Source organism: Croceicoccus sp. BE223 (genome assembly GCF_031457155.1).
Classification (GTDB): domain Bacteria; phylum Pseudomonadota; class Alphaproteobacteria; order Sphingomonadales; family Sphingomonadaceae; genus Croceicoccus.
The window spans coordinates 27,704-43,156 of record NZ_JAVDWB010000002.1; the positions used below are offsets into that span (position 1 = coordinate 27,704).

General features: G+C 66.6%; 12 protein-coding genes. 7 read left to right on the plus strand and 5 right to left on the minus strand.

The annotated features are described in order from the left end of the window. The first annotated feature begins 9 nt into the window (after positions 1-9). Positions 10-2,364 (plus strand): TonB-dependent receptor, encoded by a 2,355-nt coding sequence (locus J2X37_RS04145; protein WP_310018145.1) that lies wholly within the window; start codon positions 10-12, stop codon positions 2,362-2,364. A 187-nt stretch (positions 2,365-2,551) separates the two neighbouring features. Then, on the plus strand, positions 2,552-3,529 hold the full coding sequence (locus J2X37_RS04150) for an asparaginase (protein ID WP_310018148.1): 978 nt from the start codon (positions 2,552-2,554) through the stop codon (positions 3,527-3,529). Between the two features lie 6 nt (positions 3,530-3,535). On the opposite strand, the gene J2X37_RS04155 is transcribed toward J2X37_RS04150, so the two are convergent. The 5 genes from J2X37_RS04155 to queF form a co-directional block, all read right to left on the minus strand. Next, complete coding sequence (locus J2X37_RS04155; RefSeq protein WP_310018151.1) at positions 3,536-4,321, minus strand: S1/P1 nuclease; 786 nt, start codon at positions 4,319-4,321, stop codon at positions 3,536-3,538. Positions 4,322-4,424: 103 nt separating this feature from the next. Then, entirely contained in the window at positions 4,425-7,859 is a 3,435-nt protein-coding gene (locus J2X37_RS04160) for a TonB-dependent receptor (protein ID WP_310018153.1), read from the minus strand. A 297-nt stretch (positions 7,860-8,156) separates the two neighbouring features. Continuing rightward, positions 8,157-9,083, minus strand: a complete 927-nt coding sequence (locus J2X37_RS04165; protein WP_310018155.1) for a 2-oxoglutarate and iron-dependent oxygenase domain-containing protein — start codon at positions 9,081-9,083, stop codon at positions 8,157-8,159. Positions 9,084-9,149: 66 nt separating this feature from the next. Beyond that, a complete protein-coding gene (locus J2X37_RS04170) occupies positions 9,150-10,466 on the minus strand; it encodes a nucleoside transporter C-terminal domain-containing protein (RefSeq protein WP_310018157.1) in 1,317 nt (438 codons plus the stop codon). A gap of 119 nt (positions 10,467-10,585) precedes the next feature. Then, entirely contained in the window at positions 10,586-11,056 is a 471-nt protein-coding gene (queF, locus tag J2X37_RS04175; RefSeq protein ID WP_310018160.1) for a preQ(1) synthase, read from the minus strand. Positions 11,057-11,135: 79 nt separating this feature from the next. Here queF and J2X37_RS04180 point away from each other — a divergent pair, with 79 nt between their 5' ends. The 5 genes from J2X37_RS04180 (at position 11,136) to J2X37_RS04200 (ending at position 15,453) form a co-directional block, all read left to right on the plus strand. Next, entirely contained in the window at positions 11,136-11,972 is an 837-nt protein-coding gene (locus J2X37_RS04180; protein WP_310018162.1) for a sulfurtransferase, read from the plus strand. Between the two features lies 1 nt (position 11,973). Then, a complete protein-coding gene (metC, locus tag J2X37_RS04185; protein WP_310018164.1) occupies positions 11,974-13,194 on the plus strand; it encodes a cystathionine beta-lyase in 1,221 nt (406 codons plus the stop codon). Next, positions 13,191-14,306 carry a mechanosensitive ion channel family protein gene (locus tag J2X37_RS04190; protein ID WP_404979600.1) on the plus strand — a complete coding sequence of 372 codons (1,116 nt, stop codon included), beginning with the start codon at positions 13,191-13,193 and terminating at the stop codon, positions 14,304-14,306. The genes metC and J2X37_RS04190 overlap by 4 nt, the downstream gene beginning before the upstream one ends. 68 nt (positions 14,307-14,374) lie before the next feature. Further along, positions 14,375-15,160, plus strand: coding sequence for a uroporphyrinogen-III C-methyltransferase (cobA, locus tag J2X37_RS04195; protein WP_310018166.1), 786 nt, complete (start codon positions 14,375-14,377; stop codon positions 15,158-15,160). Next, positions 15,157-15,453 carry a DUF2849 domain-containing protein gene (locus J2X37_RS04200; protein WP_310018168.1) on the plus strand — a complete coding sequence of 99 codons (297 nt, stop codon included), beginning with the start codon at positions 15,157-15,159 and terminating at the stop codon, positions 15,451-15,453. The genes cobA and J2X37_RS04200 overlap by 4 nt, the downstream gene beginning before the upstream one ends.

Consider the following 15,453-nt stretch of genomic DNA (forward strand, 5'->3'; position numbering starts at 1 on the left):
AGGATTGTCATGCAGTTTCGTGCCTTGGCTCGTTGTACGACCTCGGTTAGCGCAATCGCGCTGCTGGCCATGGCGGCGCCTGGCTTCGCGCAGGACGCGGCGGGGCAGGAAGCCTCGCAATCGGAAAGCGGCTTCGGGCAGATCATCGTCACCGCCAACCGCCGCGCGGAAAACGTCCAGGACGTCGCCGTGCCAGTCACCGCGCTCAACGAGGAACTGATCGAGCAGAAGTTCAGCCGCGACCTCCTCGATCTCGGCAGCATCGCCCCGAACCTGATCGTCGATCCGATCCTCGGCAACGGCACCGCCGCGATCGCGATCCGCGGCATCCAGCTCAACGACGTGGAAAAGAGCTTCGATCCGCCCGTCGGCGTTTTCCTCGACGGCGTCTATCTCGCGTCGACCACCGGCGCCCTGCTGAACATCTTCGATGCCGAGACGATCGAAGTGCTGCGCGGGCCGCAGGGCACCCTGTTCGGCCGCAACACCATCGGCGGCCTGATCCATGTCCGCCGCAACCGGCCCACCGGCGAACTTGGCGGCAAGCTGTCCGTCACCTACGGCCGGTTCGACCAGTTCGACATCAAGGGGGTCCTCAACCTGCCCGCCTTTGCCGATGGCGCGATCAAGGCCAAGGTCGCGGCGGTCCGGCTGGACGGTGGCGGCTATTTCCACAACATCACGCGCGACAAGCGCGAGGGCAACAACGACCTCATCATGGTCAGCCCGATGGTCGAGTTCGGACTCGGCAATCGCGGTGAACTGACCCTCGTCTACGACTACATCCGCGACCGGACCCCGACCCGCCCGGTCACCTCGCTGACGGAAGCCAACGAACTGTTCGGTGGCCTGGGCGGGCTTGGCGCACCGGCCAGCGACGCTTCCTATCATCGCCGCCCGACCACCGCGCTCGACCAGAAGGCGAAACTGGACACCCATTCGATCACGGCCAACGGCCGCTACGAATTCGCCGACGGGCACGAATTCCACGCGGTGTTCAACTATCGCGACACCAGGGAGAACGCGATCCAGGAATTCGACGGGGTGGAGGCACGCCTGTTCGACACGATCAGGCCGCAGGATATCGACCAGATGTCGGCCGAATTGCGCTACCAGGGCGATCTCGGTCCGGCAAAGGTCGTCGCCGGCGTCTATTATTTCGACAGCAATTACAACATCAACCAGCAGACGTTCTTCTTCGGCGGAGAGGTCGGTGGCACCGATTACCAGCAAAGCGCGAAGAGCTACGCCGCGTTTGCCCAGGTCGACTGGGAAGTGGTCAGCGATCTCGTCGTGACGCTGGGCGGACGTTACCTCGTCGACAAGAAGACGGCCTGCGGCGGCCTGGGACAGGGCCCGCGGGACAACCGCACCTATCTCGTATCCTACGGCGATTGCAGCGAAGAGCGGCGCAACGACCCCAGCTTCAGCAATGCCATCCCCGGCGGCGGAACGGCGACCGGGCGCGAAACCTGGAAGAAGTTCACGCCCAAGATCGGGGTGAGCTACGATTTCGGCGACCAGCTGGTCTACGCCTCCTACTCGGAAGGCTTCCGTTCGGGCGGTTTCAACGGGCGCGGCAACGATGTGCTGACACTCGGGCCCTACGATCCCGAAGCGGTCGAGAACTGGGAAGTCGGCTTCAAAAGCGAGTGGCTGGACAATCGCCTGATCGTCAACGGCTCGTTCTTCAACACCAAGTACAAGGACAAGCAGGAGGACGTGGTCTTCCCCGATCCGCGCGGGGCGACCGTTACCATCGTGCAGAACGCCGGGCGCGCCACCTTGCGCGGCTTCGAGCTGGAATCGCGGCTCATGCCGGTCGAGGGTCTGACCTTCGGTCTCGCGATCGGCCATCTCGACGCCAAGTACGACGAGTGGTTCGATCAGGCCCCGCTGCTGTCCGGCCCGAACGCCGGCCAGCTCGCGCCGATCGACAAGTCGGACTTCGAACTGCGCCGCACGCCCGACTGGACCGTCCAGGCCGACGTTAACTACGAATACATGCTCGACAACGGCAACTCGCTGATCTTTGCCGCCGACTATTCGTGGAAGGATGACTATTACATCGTCGCCAACACGCTCAATACCCACACCAACCTGCCCGGCGGCCGGAACCCCGGCCTCATCGACAGCTACGGTCTGCTGAACGGCTCGGTCTCGTACAAGGCGGAGAACTTCAAGGTTTCCGTCTTCGGACGCAACCTGACCGGCACCGACTACTTCCAGCACGTTCTGGACGTGGGCACGACGTTCGGGGTGGAGCCGGGCTCCACGATGCCGGTCCCGACCGGGGCGCTCTGGACGTTCGGGACGATCAACGCGCCGACCACATACGGCGCGGAAGTGACGTTCGAGTTCTGAGCGGAGCGGCCTGTCCAGAGGGGGAGGTCAGGCCGTTCGACGATCCTGCCGTCGTATGAAGACGGCAGAGCGGCGAGTTTCGGATGGAAATCGGGACAAAGCGGCCTAGATGGCATGCCTGGGTACGGGGCATGTCTCCAGACCCTGCGCCCGCATCCCGATCCTGATTCCGCAAAGTGCCCGCTCCATGACCGATAAGCCCGTCCGCATCCGCCTGATCGCCATGGGCGGCACGATCGCCATGCGGAGCGAGGAAGGACGCGGATCGACGCCGCAAGACGGCGCCGAGGAACTGGCCGGCAGCACGCCGTTGCCATCCGGCGTCGTCGTCGAGCGGCAGGACCTGACGCTCAAGCCCAGCGCGAGCGTGACGCTGGCCGATGTCGCCGACTTGTGCCGCGCGATCGCCGGGGCGGAAGCCGAGGGTGTCGCCGGCGTCGTCGTCACCCACGGCACCGACACGCTGGAGGAAACGGCCTTCGCCCTTGGCCTGATGCGCCGCGGGGGCATTCCGGTGGTTGTCACGGGCGCAATGCGCAGTGCCGACAGCATCGGCGCGGACGGTCCGGCCAACCTTGCCAACGCGATCCGCGTCGCCAGCCATTCGCAGGCCGGGCAACATGGCGTCATGGTCCTGTTCGGCGACGAGATCCACGCCGGACATTTCGTGCGCAAGGTGCACAGCGGGCGCCCGCACGCCTTTTCATCCGAACCCTACGGCCCGATCGGCCACGTCACCGAAGACGTCGTGCGCTTCGAGATGGCCTCGCTGGTCGATCTGCCGCACCTGACGTTGGGCGAGGCGTCGGCCCGCATTCCGGTCGTGCCGATCCTGCAGGCGGGGCTGGACCTCGAGCCAGAGGCCATCCGCCTGTTCGAGGCGCCCGAGATCGACGCGCTGGTCATCAGCGGCGTCGGCGGCGGCCATGTCTCGGCGCGCGCGGCGCAGGAACTGGAACGGCTGGCGCGTCTGAAGCCGGTGGTCATGACCAGCCGGGTCGGCATGGGCCCGACCCTCAGCAACAGCTATGCCTATGCGGGCGGCGACATCGACCTTGGCAAGCGCGGCATCCTCAACGGCGGGCGCTGGCGTCCGGCGCAGGCGCGGATCCTGCTGCAACTGCTGATCAGCCGCGGCATGCGGTTCGAGGATATCCCCGTCTGAACCCGTTCAGTCGGCAAAGGCCTTGTCGAGATAGGCGGCAAGGCGGATGCCGGCCTGCGCCATCCGCTCCTCGGCTGCCGGGCGCCATTGCCACTGGTAGAGATAGCCGAGATCGCGCGCGTTTTCGGCGGGGTAGATCCGATCGCGCAAGGCGATGCTCTCGCGGTTCCAGACAAGCGGATCGGCATTCCACCACGCAATCGTCCGGTCCGGGGTCATGCGCCGCTCCAGCCGCGCGACATATTCGGTGTAGCTCAGGCCGTTGCCGTCGATCAGCTTGCTGTCCCAGACGCTGTGCAGGTTGGCCCTTTCGCCGAACCAGGTGACCGCGACTTCGTTGCCGCCGCGATCGTCGCCCTTCCCGTTGTGAAGCGGCTGGTGCAGGTCGCCGACGATGTGGACGATGAAGCGCAGAGCCAGCGCCCTGTCGGCCCGGCTTGCCTTCGGATCGCGCAAGGTGGCGGTGAAGGACTGCAGCGCGGTCATCGCATCGCCCTCCTTCGGCGCGTCGGTGGGGCGCCACTCGGGGTGCCCGGTGACGGTAACGTAGTGCCAGGGGGTAGAGGTCTTCTGCCAGAACGGATCGGGGTCCGACCGCTGCTCGTCGGGCCAGGTCGCCGCTTCGGCCAGTCCCTCGCCGGGGTCGAGAATCAGCGCGATTTGCGCCTTCGTCCGCCCGTTCACGTTGTCGGCGGCGATCTGGCCGACGACGCGGTGGCCGGTCGGACCCCAGGCATGCGCCGGGATTGCGAACGAGATGGCGAGAAGAAGCGAGAGGATGACCTTGTGCATGGTGCGGTCCTGCCGTGGGAACGAGGGAAACGCAAACGGCGGCACCCGTTTCGGGATGCCGCCGCCAGCGCACTCAACGATTGTCGTCAACAAGCGCTATCGATCAGAAGTCGTAGCTGACGCCGATTTTCAGACGCCACACCGAAGCGGTTGTCTTGATCTCGTTGTCGCTGTCGAACGCGCCGGTGTTGAAGGCGGAGATGATGTAGCGGCCTTCGCTGTCGATGCCCGAAAGGCTCGCCATGTCCTGCACGCCCGCGAAGTTGCGGCGACGGCTGACGTTCCAGTCCTTGTCGAGGAAGTTCAGGAAGTTGTCGAACATCGCGTAGACCTTCAGCTTGTCGTCGCGGCCGAAGAGGCGGCCCGGCCCGGGCAGCTCCTGCGACAGCGAGAGGTCGACGTCGAAATACCAGTCGTTCTCGCAGGTGTTGCGAGCGATGGTGCTGCCCGCGTACTTCTTCGCGCAGCCAAGGCCCTGCGTGAATTCGTACAGAGCCTCTACCGCCGAAGCGTTCGACGAGGGCGAGATGTTCGCATCGTTCAAACCTGCCGGGATGTAGAGCAGCGCGTTGTCGTTGCCCGAAGCGGAGTCGTTGAAGACGCCGCCGCCGGTGAAGGTCAGGCTGTACGGACGGCCCGAGCTGGCGACGAACGAGACGTTGAGGCGGGTCGCGAGGTCAGCGAAGAACTCTTCCTTGAACGAGGTGTTGACGCTGAAATTGTGCTTGCTGCCATAAAAGCCGCGTGACACTTCGGGATTCTGGCGATTGAACGCGGCAACATAGTCGTAGTTCGACGTGGCCGTCGAATTGTACATGTTGCGACGATCGTTGCTGTCGGTGAACGCGTAGCCGAAGCTGAAATCAACCGAACCGTTCGGAGTGAACAGGCCGCCTTCGGTATGGCGCGACAGGATGAACGAAGCGATCTGGCTGCTGTAGCTGCCGGCATTGGTCAGCATGATCTCGTCATCGCGCGACGTGCCGAAGCACGAGGCCGTCACGCCTTCCCAGGTGACCGTGCCGGCATCGACCAGCGTCGCGTCGCAGCCCGATCGGGTAGGGTCGATCGCGGCGTAGATCGGGCGGCCGTCGATGGTGTAGCCATCGACGCCGCGCGCCGGGTTCACCGTCTGCGACAGGTCGACGACCGACAGCGGATTGCGATAGCGGCTGTAGATGTAGTCGACGTTGACGTGCCAAGCGCTGAACAGGCCTTCTTCGGCAAAGTCGATGTCCGAGGCGAAACCGAGGTTGGCGCGGATCACCGTGGGCATCTTCAGGTCGGGGTCGATCGACTGCGTATCGGCGAGGCCCGCCGCACCCTGTGCCGCCGCCGAATTGAGCACGCACTGCGGGATGCCGGTGAACTGGCCGCCTTGGAGCACGTTGAGATCCTGGCCGGCGCAGGCGGCATCGTTGCTCGTCGTCTGGCCATAGTTCGCGCCGTTGTTCTGGTAGGCGTTGCCGAACCAGACCAGCGGATCGCCACCCGAGAACACGCCGACACCGGCGCGCAGCTGCGCACGGCTGAACGCACCGAAGTCGTCGAGGTCATACGTCGCGGCAAGGCGGGGCATGATGACCGGATCGAGGTTCGAGAAGCTCGTGGTATTGGGGAAGCCGTAGCGCGCCACGAAGTTGGGGTTCAGGGCCGGCTGCTCGTTGGTGTCGTACCAGTCGACGCGAACGCCGGCGGTCAGCGACAGGGCATCGGTCGCCTGCCATTCGTCCTGCGCGAAGACCGACCAGATATCGCGCTTGAACGCGGCGGCCGCGGTCGTCACGTCGCCGGTCGGGGTGTAGCTGGCGAAGGCACCCGCGGTGTTGCCGGGGATGACGTTGGCCGGCGTGGTCGAGGTGTTGCCGTTGCCCGACAGGCCCGGCGAGATCACGCCGTCGCGCAGATCCTCGACGTTGCGGAAGACCAGCGTGCCGGTCGCGTTGAAGACGTAGAGGTTGTTGATCGCCGCGCGGTTCAGCTCGGCGCCGAACTTCAGCTGATGGTTGCCCGCATCGAGCCTGCCGGCGAAGCGGAACTGGTCGATCCCGGTGCTGAGCGAGTTGGCCGAGCGGTTGAGGCCGGGGCCGGCGAGGATCGTGCCATCAGGGCCGGTCGGGTTGTCGATGCCGACGATGATGCGGGGCGTCGGGTTGCTGCCCTGCGCCTCGTAACCGCCGATCGGGTCCTGCTTGTCGGTCACTTCCGAACGCGAATAGCGCGCTTCGGTCGAGAACATGTCCGACCACTGCGAGTAGAGACGGACCGAGTAATAGTCCGACTTCGTGCCGCTGTTGTAGAAGGTGTTGACGCCGGTCAGCTGCGACGAGCTGGTCGAGGTGAAGAAGTCGTCAGTCTTGACGGTCTGTTCCTCGAGGTGCTGGTAGGTCGCCTCCAGACGGTGATCGTCGTTGATCTGGAGATCGCCGCGCACGAAGTAGCGGTCATTCTCGTAAGGCAGCGAATAGGCGACCGGACCGGTCTCGACGCCGTAGACGCGCGACAGGATCTCGGAAACTTCGTCGAACTGGTCCTGCGAGATCGACCCCAGCTCCTTGGCCGCACCCGAGCCGCGCGGGCCGTATTCCTGCGGGCCGCCGGCCTCCTGGTGCTCGTAAGCGCCGAACAGGAACAGGCGATCCCTGATCACCGGGCCGGAGAGATAGAAACCGTAGCGCTTCTCGGGCTCGATCGCGCCGACGGTCTGGTCGGCGACCTTCTTGCCGCGCATGCCGTTGTCGGAATATTCGAAGAATCCGCCGAAGTGGTAGTCGTTCGAGCCCGACTTGGTGACGACGTTGATCGCGCAGCCGGTGAAATTGCCGTAGTCGACATCGAAGGGCGCGAACTGCACCTGCGTTTCGCGCACCGCGTCATAGGGCAGCGGCGCGGACGAACGCGAGGCGAAGCCGTTGTCGTTGAGGCCGTAGACGTCCGACTGGCTGATGCCGTCGATGGTGAAGGCGTTCGAGCGGTCGTTGCCGCCCAGGCAGGAGATGCGATCCTGCCCCGACAGATCGTCGCGGGCGAGGTTGACGCGCGGATCGAGGCGCAGGACGTCGCGGATGTCGCGGTTGAAGGTGGGCGCGGTTTCCAGCAGCTGCTCGCCAAAGCTGGTGCCGGGGCCGACGGCGAGCTGGGTGACTTGCACGCGCGAGCCGCTGACGACGATGACGTTCTCTTCGCCGGCGGCGGGGGAAAGGCGGAACGTGAAGGCGGTGTTGCCCTGCAGGCTGATGGTCTGGTCGGGAAGGCTCTGGCCCTCGTAACCGGGCGCGGTGACCGTGATCGTGTAGGGGCCGCCGGTGGTCAGCGAATCGGCTCGGAAGCTGCCGGCCATGCTGGTGGTGACGGTGCGCGCGGCGCCGGTGCGCTCGTCCTTCACCACGACCGTCGCGCCGGGGATCGCCGTGCCGTCCTCGGCAAGGACCGTGCCTTCGACGCCCGAGGTGATCTGCTGCGCCATGACCGGCGCGGGGAGCACGACCGCCCCGGTGAAGCCCGCCACCGACGCGGCGAGAAGATACTTGAATTTCATTGCGACACTGTCCCCAGATAGACGATCCGATGGCACCTCGCCGACAATCGCGGCGGTGCTGGCGAGGCCTTTGGGGCGGTATTTTTTCTGTTTCGCGACTGCAATGCCGCCGGTGTCGCGCAAACGCCGCAATCCCGGCCGCATGCGAGAATTAACATCTTGATCTACAAGGTATCGTCTTGATTTATTGACACAAATGCAAGCTGTTGCCGCAATGCAACATGAGCGGCGAAAATGATTTCCACCGAAACCATCTGACAGAATTGTGACCGATCCCGCCGAACCGACCGGTCGATGTCACATCAAGCCGATCTCGCGCAGGCGGATGGCGAGGAAATCGTGCGCCGTCAGCGAATCGGGATACTGGTCCGGATGCGCCGCATCAATGCACGACGGCAGCGTCTCGATCACGAAGTCGGGACGGAAGTGCAGGAAGAATGGCATCGAGTAGCGCGACCGCGTCGCCCCCTCGCCCACCGGATTGCGAACCTGGTGGATGGTGGAGCGCAGCCGATCGTTGGTCAGGCGGCTGAGCATGTCGCCGATGTTGACCGCCAGCGCGTTCTTGGGTGGCTGCACCGGGATCCACTCCCCTTTCTGCGAGAGCAGTTCCAGCCCGGCTTCCTCCGCCCCCAGCAGCAGCGTGATGGTGTTGATGTCGCCATGCGGAGCGGCACGGACCGCGCCGTCGGCATTCTCGATCGGCGGGTAATGCAACAGCCGCATCACCGAATTGCCCTTCTCGATCGTCGGGTCGAACCAGTCGGGCGCAAGGCCGAGGTGAACCGCGATGGCCGACAGGATCCGCGCCCCCGCCTTCTCGAACGCGGCGTAGAGCGTCTCGAAGGTCTCCCGAAAACCGGCGATCTCGGACGGCCAGACATTGGACAGCATGAACGCTTCCAGCGGATCGCCCGCGGGAAGGGTGCGACCGACGTGCCAGAACTCCTTCAGATCCTTCTTGTCGTACCCTTTGGCGACCTCGGTCTTGAACGGGGTATAGCCCCGCGCCCCGCCGCCGCCGGGGATGAAATAGGCACGTTTCACGTCCTCGGGCAGCGCGAAGAAGGCCCGCGACATCGCCTCCGCCCGCTCGATCAGGGCCACGTCGATGCCGTGGTCGGCGACGATGGCGAAGCCGAATTCCTCGAAGCTCGCACCCAGCCGGGCGGCAAGCTGCTCGACCGGTTCGTCGAGGGAGACAGCAGCGATCTGGTCGGTCATGGCAATCGGATTCCGTTGGACTGTCAGTTTCCGGTGAAACTTGTTTCGTGGCGCTTAGCCGCCCCGTCAGGCGATGAAAAGCCCGGCCAGCGCCGCACTCATCAGATTGGCGAGCGAGCCTGCCGCCAGGGCGCGAAGGCCCAGCTTCGCGACGACCGGCCGCTGGCTGGGGGCAAGCCCGCCGATGACCGCGATCTGGATCGCAATCGACGAGAAGTTGGAAAAGCCGCAGAGCGAAAAGGTGACGATGGCCCGCGCCCGGTCGCTCAGCACCCCGGCGCCGATCTGGCCCAGGTCGATGAAGGCGACGAATTCGTTGAGCACGATCTTGGTGCCGAACAGGCCGCCCGCCACCCGCGCCTCTTCCCAGGGAATGCCGAGCAGGAACATCACCGGCGAGAAGATCCAGCCGAGCATCCGCTGAAAGGTCAGCCCCTCCAGCCCGAAGAGCGATCCCGCGCCCGAAAGCAGCCCGTTGGCTAGCGCCACCAGCGCGACGAAAGACAGCACCATCGCGCCGACCGCAACCGCGATCTTGACGCCGGTCTGCGCGCCTTGCGCCGCAGCCATCAGGATGTTGGCGGGCTTCTCCTCGTCGTCATGCGCGTCGGGCACGTCGTGGGCGCGGCCGTCCTCCGGCATCAGGGCGGCTCCCGCTTCCCCCGCGCGGCGCGATTCCGGAAGGGCCAGTTCGCCCTGCTCCGGCTCTGCCGCGTCGTCGAGATCGGGCATGATGATCTTGGCCATCAGGATGCCGCCCGGCGCGCTCATGAACGCGGCGGCGAGCAGGTAGGGCAGGTATTCCTCGCCCAGAAGCGAGGCATAGGCGGCCAGGATCGTGCCGGCGACACCCGCCATGCCGACCGCCATCATCGTGAACAGGCGGCTGGGCGCGAGGCCGGCGAGGTAGGGCCGCACCACGAGCGGGCTTTCCGACTGGCCGACGAAGATGTTGGCCGCCGCCGCCAGAGCCTCGACCCGGCTGATCCCGGTGACCCAGCCGATCGCGCCGCCGACCCAGCGGATCACGAGCTGCATGATGCCGAGGTAGTAGAGCACCGAGACGAGGCTGGCGAAGAAGATGATCACGGTGAGCGCCGCGATGGCAAAGGAATTGCCGCCTATCTGCGGATCGGCGAGCGGTCCGAAGATGAACTTGGTGCCCTCGCCCGCATAACCCAGGAGGTGCGAGACCCCCCGGCTCATCGCCGCGATCACCGCCGCGCCCCACGGAGTGCGCAACACCAGCAGCGCCATCAGCGCCTGCAGCGCGAAGGCCGCGCCCACGACGCGAAGGCGGATGCGCCGCCGCGCGGTGGACAGCGCGAAGGCGATCGCCAGGATGACGACGATGCCCGCCAGGCTGATGATATGGGTCGACATGGACGAAGGGGTGACTCGCGCAGGAGGAGATAGTCGCGGGCGAAACCTTTAGCCGGGTGCGGACGCACCTGCCAACCCGCCATCTGCGCCGGTTGGCGAGCCTTTGAAGGCCGGGCCGGTCAGCCCCGCCCGCGATAGGGCGCGACGCCCTGATCGGGCACCCACAGGCCCGTCGGCGGCGCCGCTGTCTGCCAGAACACGTCGATGGGGATGCCGCCGCGCGGGTACCAGTAGCCGCCGATGCGCAGCCACTGCGGCTTCATCTCGTCGGCCAGCCGCTGGCCGATGCCGACCGTCACGTCCTCGTGAAAGCCGCAATGGTTGCGGAACGAGCCGAGGAACAGCTTCAGCGATTTCGATTCGACGATCTCTTCGCCCGGCGCATAATCGATGACCAGGTGCGCGAAGTCGGGCTGGCCGGTCACCGGGCAGAGCGAGGTGAACTCGGGCGCAGCGAAGCGCACGGTATAGAGCGAGCCGCGGCGCGGGTTTGGCACGTAGTCGAGCACCGCCGCGTCGGGCGAGGCGGGCAGCGCGCTCGCCTGGCCCAGGTGCAGCGGGTTCAGCGGGCTGGTCGGTTCGTCGGTCATGGTCGCTGCCTTTCGCACGGGCGAGCCGCTTGCTCAAGCGGGCAAGGGCGCGCTAACGCTGATGCAAAGGAGGCCGATCATGGCGCAACTCGTTTCCACTGCCTGGCTCGCGGACCGGCTGGGCGATCCCGCCCTCGTCGTGTTCGACGCCAGCTATCACCTGGCCGACACCGGGCGCGATGCCGCCGCCGAACATGCCGCCGGGCACATTCCCGGCGCGCGCTTCGTCGATTTCGCCACCATCGCCGACCCGTCCTCGGGCCTCGACAACACGGTGCCCACGGCAGAACAGTTCGCCCGCCGGATGGGCGAACTCGGCGTGGGCGATGACAGCACGGTCGTCCTCTATGATGACAGCGCGCTCCATTCCTCCGCCCGGCTATGGTTCCTGTTCCGCCTGTTCGGCAAGGATGTCGCGGTGCTCGACGGCGGTCTCGCCAAGTGGAAGGCCGAGGGGCGGCCCGAGAAACAGGGCACGTCACGATGGCAAGCCGCCACCTTTACCGCGCGGCAGAACGATACCCTGCTGCGCGACAAGTCCGACATGCTCGCCAATGTCGACAGCCGCGCCGAACAGGTCGTCGATGCGCGCGGCGCGGCGCGCTTTACCGGAGAGGGCGAGGAAATCCGCCCCGGCCAGCCCGCAGGCCACATCCCCGGCGCGCGCAACCTGCCGATCGGCATGCTCTACGAGGCGGACGGCACGATGAAGGACGCTGGCGGCATCGAGGCCGAGTTCATCGGCGCAGGGCTGGATCTGTCGCGCCCTGTCGTGACAAGCTGCGGATCGGGCGTGACGGCGGCAGTGCTGTCGCTGGCGCTGGCCCGCATCGGCAAGGACAGCGCGCTCTACGACGGAAGCTGGAGCGAGTGGGCCGCCGATCCCGCCACGCCCAAGGCGACCGGCCCGGCGTGACATGGCGAACGACGATCCCGGCCTAAAACCGGCGACCAAGGTTGTCACCGGCGGACGGCGCGATGAATGGACCGGCGTGCCCGGCCAGCCCGGCCGCACCGTCAACCCCGCCGTCTGGCGCGCCAGCACGCATCTTTACGCCGACTGCGCCGCGCTGGCGGAGGGCAAGGGCGCGGCGAACGAGGACGGGCGGTTCTTCTATGGCCGGCGCGGCGGGCCGACGCAATGGGCGCTGGCAGAGGCGCTGACCGCGCTCGAACCGGGCGCTTGCGGCACGATCCTTTACCCTTCCGGCGTGGCCGCCATCGCGGGTGCGCTGATGAGCGTGCTGCGCCCCGGCGACCGGCTGCTGGTCACCGACAACGCCTACGACCCCACCCGCAACATGGGGCTGGGCCTGCTGCGCCAGTTCGGGGTGCGCACGACGTTCTTCGACCCGCTCGACCTCGACGCCTTCCGGGCGCTGGTGGCAGAGGGCGCGCAGGCGGTCTTCCTCGAGGCGCCCGGCTCGCTGTCGTTCGAGGTCTGCGACTTGCCCGCCCTTGCCGCCATCGCCAGAGAGGCGGGCGCGTGGGTCATGCTCGACAACACCTGGAGCGGGCCGACCGGCCTTGCCGCGCTGGCCATGGGGATCGACGGCACGGTCAATGCGCTGACCAAGCATGTCGGCGGCCATTCCGACCTTATGATGGGCGCGGCGACCGGCAACGAGCGGCTCTATCCCCGGTTGCGCCGCACCGCACAGCAAATGGGGCAGGTCGTCTCGCCCGACGATGCGGCGCTGGCCCTTCGCGGCCTGCGCACGCTCGACGTCCGGCTGAAGCGCGAGAGCGAGAGCGCGCTGGCCATTGCCACGTGGCTAGCCGCCCGGCCCGAAATCGCCGCCGTGCTCTGCCCGATGCTACCCGGCGCGCCGGGGCACGACCTGTGGGCGCGCGATTTCAGCGGCGGCTGCGGCCTGTTTTCCTTGATCCTCAAGACCACCGACCCCGCCGCCCGCGCCCGTTTCGTCGACGCGCTGGCGCTTTTCGGCATCGGCTATTCGTGGGGCGGCTTCGAAAGCCTCGCGCTCCCCGTCGATCCGGCCAGGGACCGGTCGGTCAGCCCCTGGCCGCCCGCCGGGGTGGACCCGGCCGCCACCCTGGGGGTACGCTTGTCGATCGGGCTGGAAGATACCGGCGACCTCATCGCCGATCTCGAACAGGCCCTCGACAGGATCTGACCGCGCCCGTGACCATCGCCCCGTCCCTGCCTGCCGCCTCGCCCTCTGCCAGCGCCATCGCCGTCGCCCCAGTCACGCCCGCCGCCACTGCCGCCGCCACCCAGACGGACGATGCGGTAAAGGGCGCGGACCAGATCCGCGACGCGGTGTCCGAACAGTCGATGACGGTGGGCCAGGTCGTCGACTGGCTCGATTCGATGGGCTTCACCATCGGCGACACGCACCTCTCGCTGTGGGGCCTGCTCGTCGTGATCATGGTGATCGCCGCGGTGATCGTTTTCGCCCGCGTCGCCAGCAAGGGCGCGCACATCGCGCTGGGCCGCATGACGCGGCTGTCCCCGACGCAGAGCCTGCTGGTGGAGAAGCTGGTCACGCTCGCCGTCTGGGCCTTTGCCATCCTCGTCGGGGTCGACCTGCTCGGCATCGACCTCACCGCCTTTGCCGTCTTTTCCGGCGCCTTCGGCCTGGCCATCGGCTTCGGCCTACAGAAGACCTTCGGCAACCTGATCGCCGGCATGATCCTGCTGATGGACCGTTCGATCAAGCCGGGCGACGTCATCGCCGTCACCGACATGGCGGGGAACGAGACCTTCGGCCAGATCCGCAAGATCGGCATCCGCGCGATCTCGGTGACCACCCGGGACGAGCGCGAATACCTGATCCCGAACGAGAATCTGATGATCAACCAGGTCGAGAACTGGTCGTTCTCCAGCCGCAACGTGCGCATCCAGGTACCGGTCGGCATCAGCTACCACTGCGACATCCACGTGGCCGAGGACCTGATGCTGGAGGCGGCGAAGGCCTGCAAGCGCGTGCTGGAATTGCCCGCACCCTCGGTCTGGCTCAACGGGTTCGGCGACAGTTCGGTCGATTTCACCATTCACTGCTGGATCCGCGACCCGGAAATGGGCGTCGGCAACGTGAAGTCCGAAGTGCTCAAGAAGCTGTGGGACCTGTTCAAGGAAAAGGGCATCGAGATCCCCTTCCCGCAGCGCGACATCAACCTGCGCGGCAACGAACAGTTCGACCGGCTGGTCGATGCCATCGCGCAGCGGGTCGATGGCCTGAACGCCGCAGACCCGCGGCCAGCGGGCGATGAAGGGGGCGGCTAAAGCGCAGCTAAGCCCCCGCCAAACCATTCTGGCTGGCCTTCGCGCCGGCAAGGGGCCATCTGCCCCCCATGGCACATTCCGGCACCACCCAGCCGTCCGCAAGGATCGGCCGCGTTTTCCTCGTCGGGGCGGGGCCCGGCGACCCAGACCTGCTGACCCTGCGCGCCGCGCGCCTGCTGACCGAGGCGCGGCTCATCGTCCATGACGGCCTGGTCGAACCGGCGATCCTGGCCATGGCGCACTCGCGCGCGCGGCTGGTTTCGGTCGCCAAGCGCCGGGCCCATCACACGATGCCGCAGGAAGACATCTGCGCCCTCCTGGTGCGGGAGGCGCTGGCCGGTAACGACGTCGTCCGCCTGAAGGGCGGCGATCCGCTGGTCTTCGGACGCGGCGGCGAAGAGGCCGAGGCCTGCCGCGCCGCCGGCGTCCCGGTGGAGATCGTGCCCGGCATTTCCGCCGCCAACGCCGCCGGCGCGGCCGCACAAATCGCCCTGACCCACCGCGACCATGCCAGCGTCGTCAGCTTCGTCGCCGGCCAGTGCAAGGGCCTGTCCGACCAGAACTGGTCGGGCCTTGCCGGCGTCGGCCGCACTCTCGTCATCTACATGGGCGTGAAGACCGCGCCGCAGATCGCCGAAAAGCTGATGGCCGACGGCCTCGCCCCGGACATGGCGGTCGCGGTCATCGAAAATGCGGCCCGCCCTGAAATGCGAGTCCTTCGCGGCGTTCTGGCGGGCCTTCCCGCGCTGGTCGAGGGTCACAAGGTCAGGAGCCCCGCGCTCATCGTCATCGGGGAAGTCACCCGCGAACGGGACGCCACGCTCGCCGCCATAGCCGTGAAAGCAGAACAATGAAGATTCTCACCGGAAACGATCTCAAGACCGGCGACGTCACCTGGTGGGACGGCCAGGGCTGGTCGCGCCATGTCAACGACGCCGTCGACGTGGGCGACAAGGCGGACGAGATCATCGCCCGCGAGGAAGCGATGCGCCATGTCGTCAGCGCCTATGCCATCGACGCGACGAGCGACGCGAACGGCGTGCGCCCCGCCCACATCAAGGACCGCATCCGCGCCCTTGGCCCCACGGTCCGCCCCGACCTGACCCTGAAACCCGCCGATCCCGAAGCCGGCAACTGGGTGATCTGA

Excerpts from the sequence above, each read along its gene's own strand:
- queF (WP_310018160.1), bottom strand. The coding sequence starts at position 11,056 with ATGACCGACGAACCGACCAGCCCGCTGAACCCGCTGCACCTGGGCCAG.
- J2X37_RS04170 (WP_310018157.1), bottom strand. The coding sequence starts at position 10,466 with ATGTCGACCCATATCATCAGCCTGGCGGGCATCGTCGTCATCCTGGCG.
- J2X37_RS04145 (WP_310018145.1), top strand. The coding sequence starts at position 10 with ATGCAGTTTCGTGCCTTGGCTCGTTGTACGACCTCGGTTAGCGCAATC.
- J2X37_RS04180 (WP_310018162.1), top strand. The coding sequence starts at position 11,136 with ATGGCGCAACTCGTTTCCACTGCCTGGCTCGCGGACCGGCTGGGCGAT.
- metC (WP_310018164.1), top strand. The coding sequence starts at position 11,974 with ATGGCGAACGACGATCCCGGCCTAAAACCGGCGACCAAGGTTGTCACC.
- J2X37_RS04150 (WP_310018148.1), top strand. The coding sequence starts at position 2,552 with ATGACCGATAAGCCCGTCCGCATCCGCCTGATCGCCATGGGCGGCACG.
- J2X37_RS04155 (WP_310018151.1), bottom strand. The coding sequence starts at position 4,321 with ATGCACAAGGTCATCCTCTCGCTTCTTCTCGCCATCTCGTTCGCAATC.
- J2X37_RS04200 (WP_310018168.1), top strand. The coding sequence starts at position 15,157 with ATGAAGATTCTCACCGGAAACGATCTCAAGACCGGCGACGTCACCTGG.
- J2X37_RS04160 (WP_310018153.1), bottom strand. The coding sequence starts at position 7,859 with ATGAAATTCAAGTATCTTCTCGCCGCGTCGGTGGCGGGCTTCACCGGG.
- cobA (WP_310018166.1), top strand. The coding sequence starts at position 14,375 with ATGGCACATTCCGGCACCACCCAGCCGTCCGCAAGGATCGGCCGCGTT.
- J2X37_RS04165 (WP_310018155.1), bottom strand. The coding sequence starts at position 9,083 with ATGACCGACCAGATCGCTGCTGTCTCCCTCGACGAACCGGTCGAGCAG.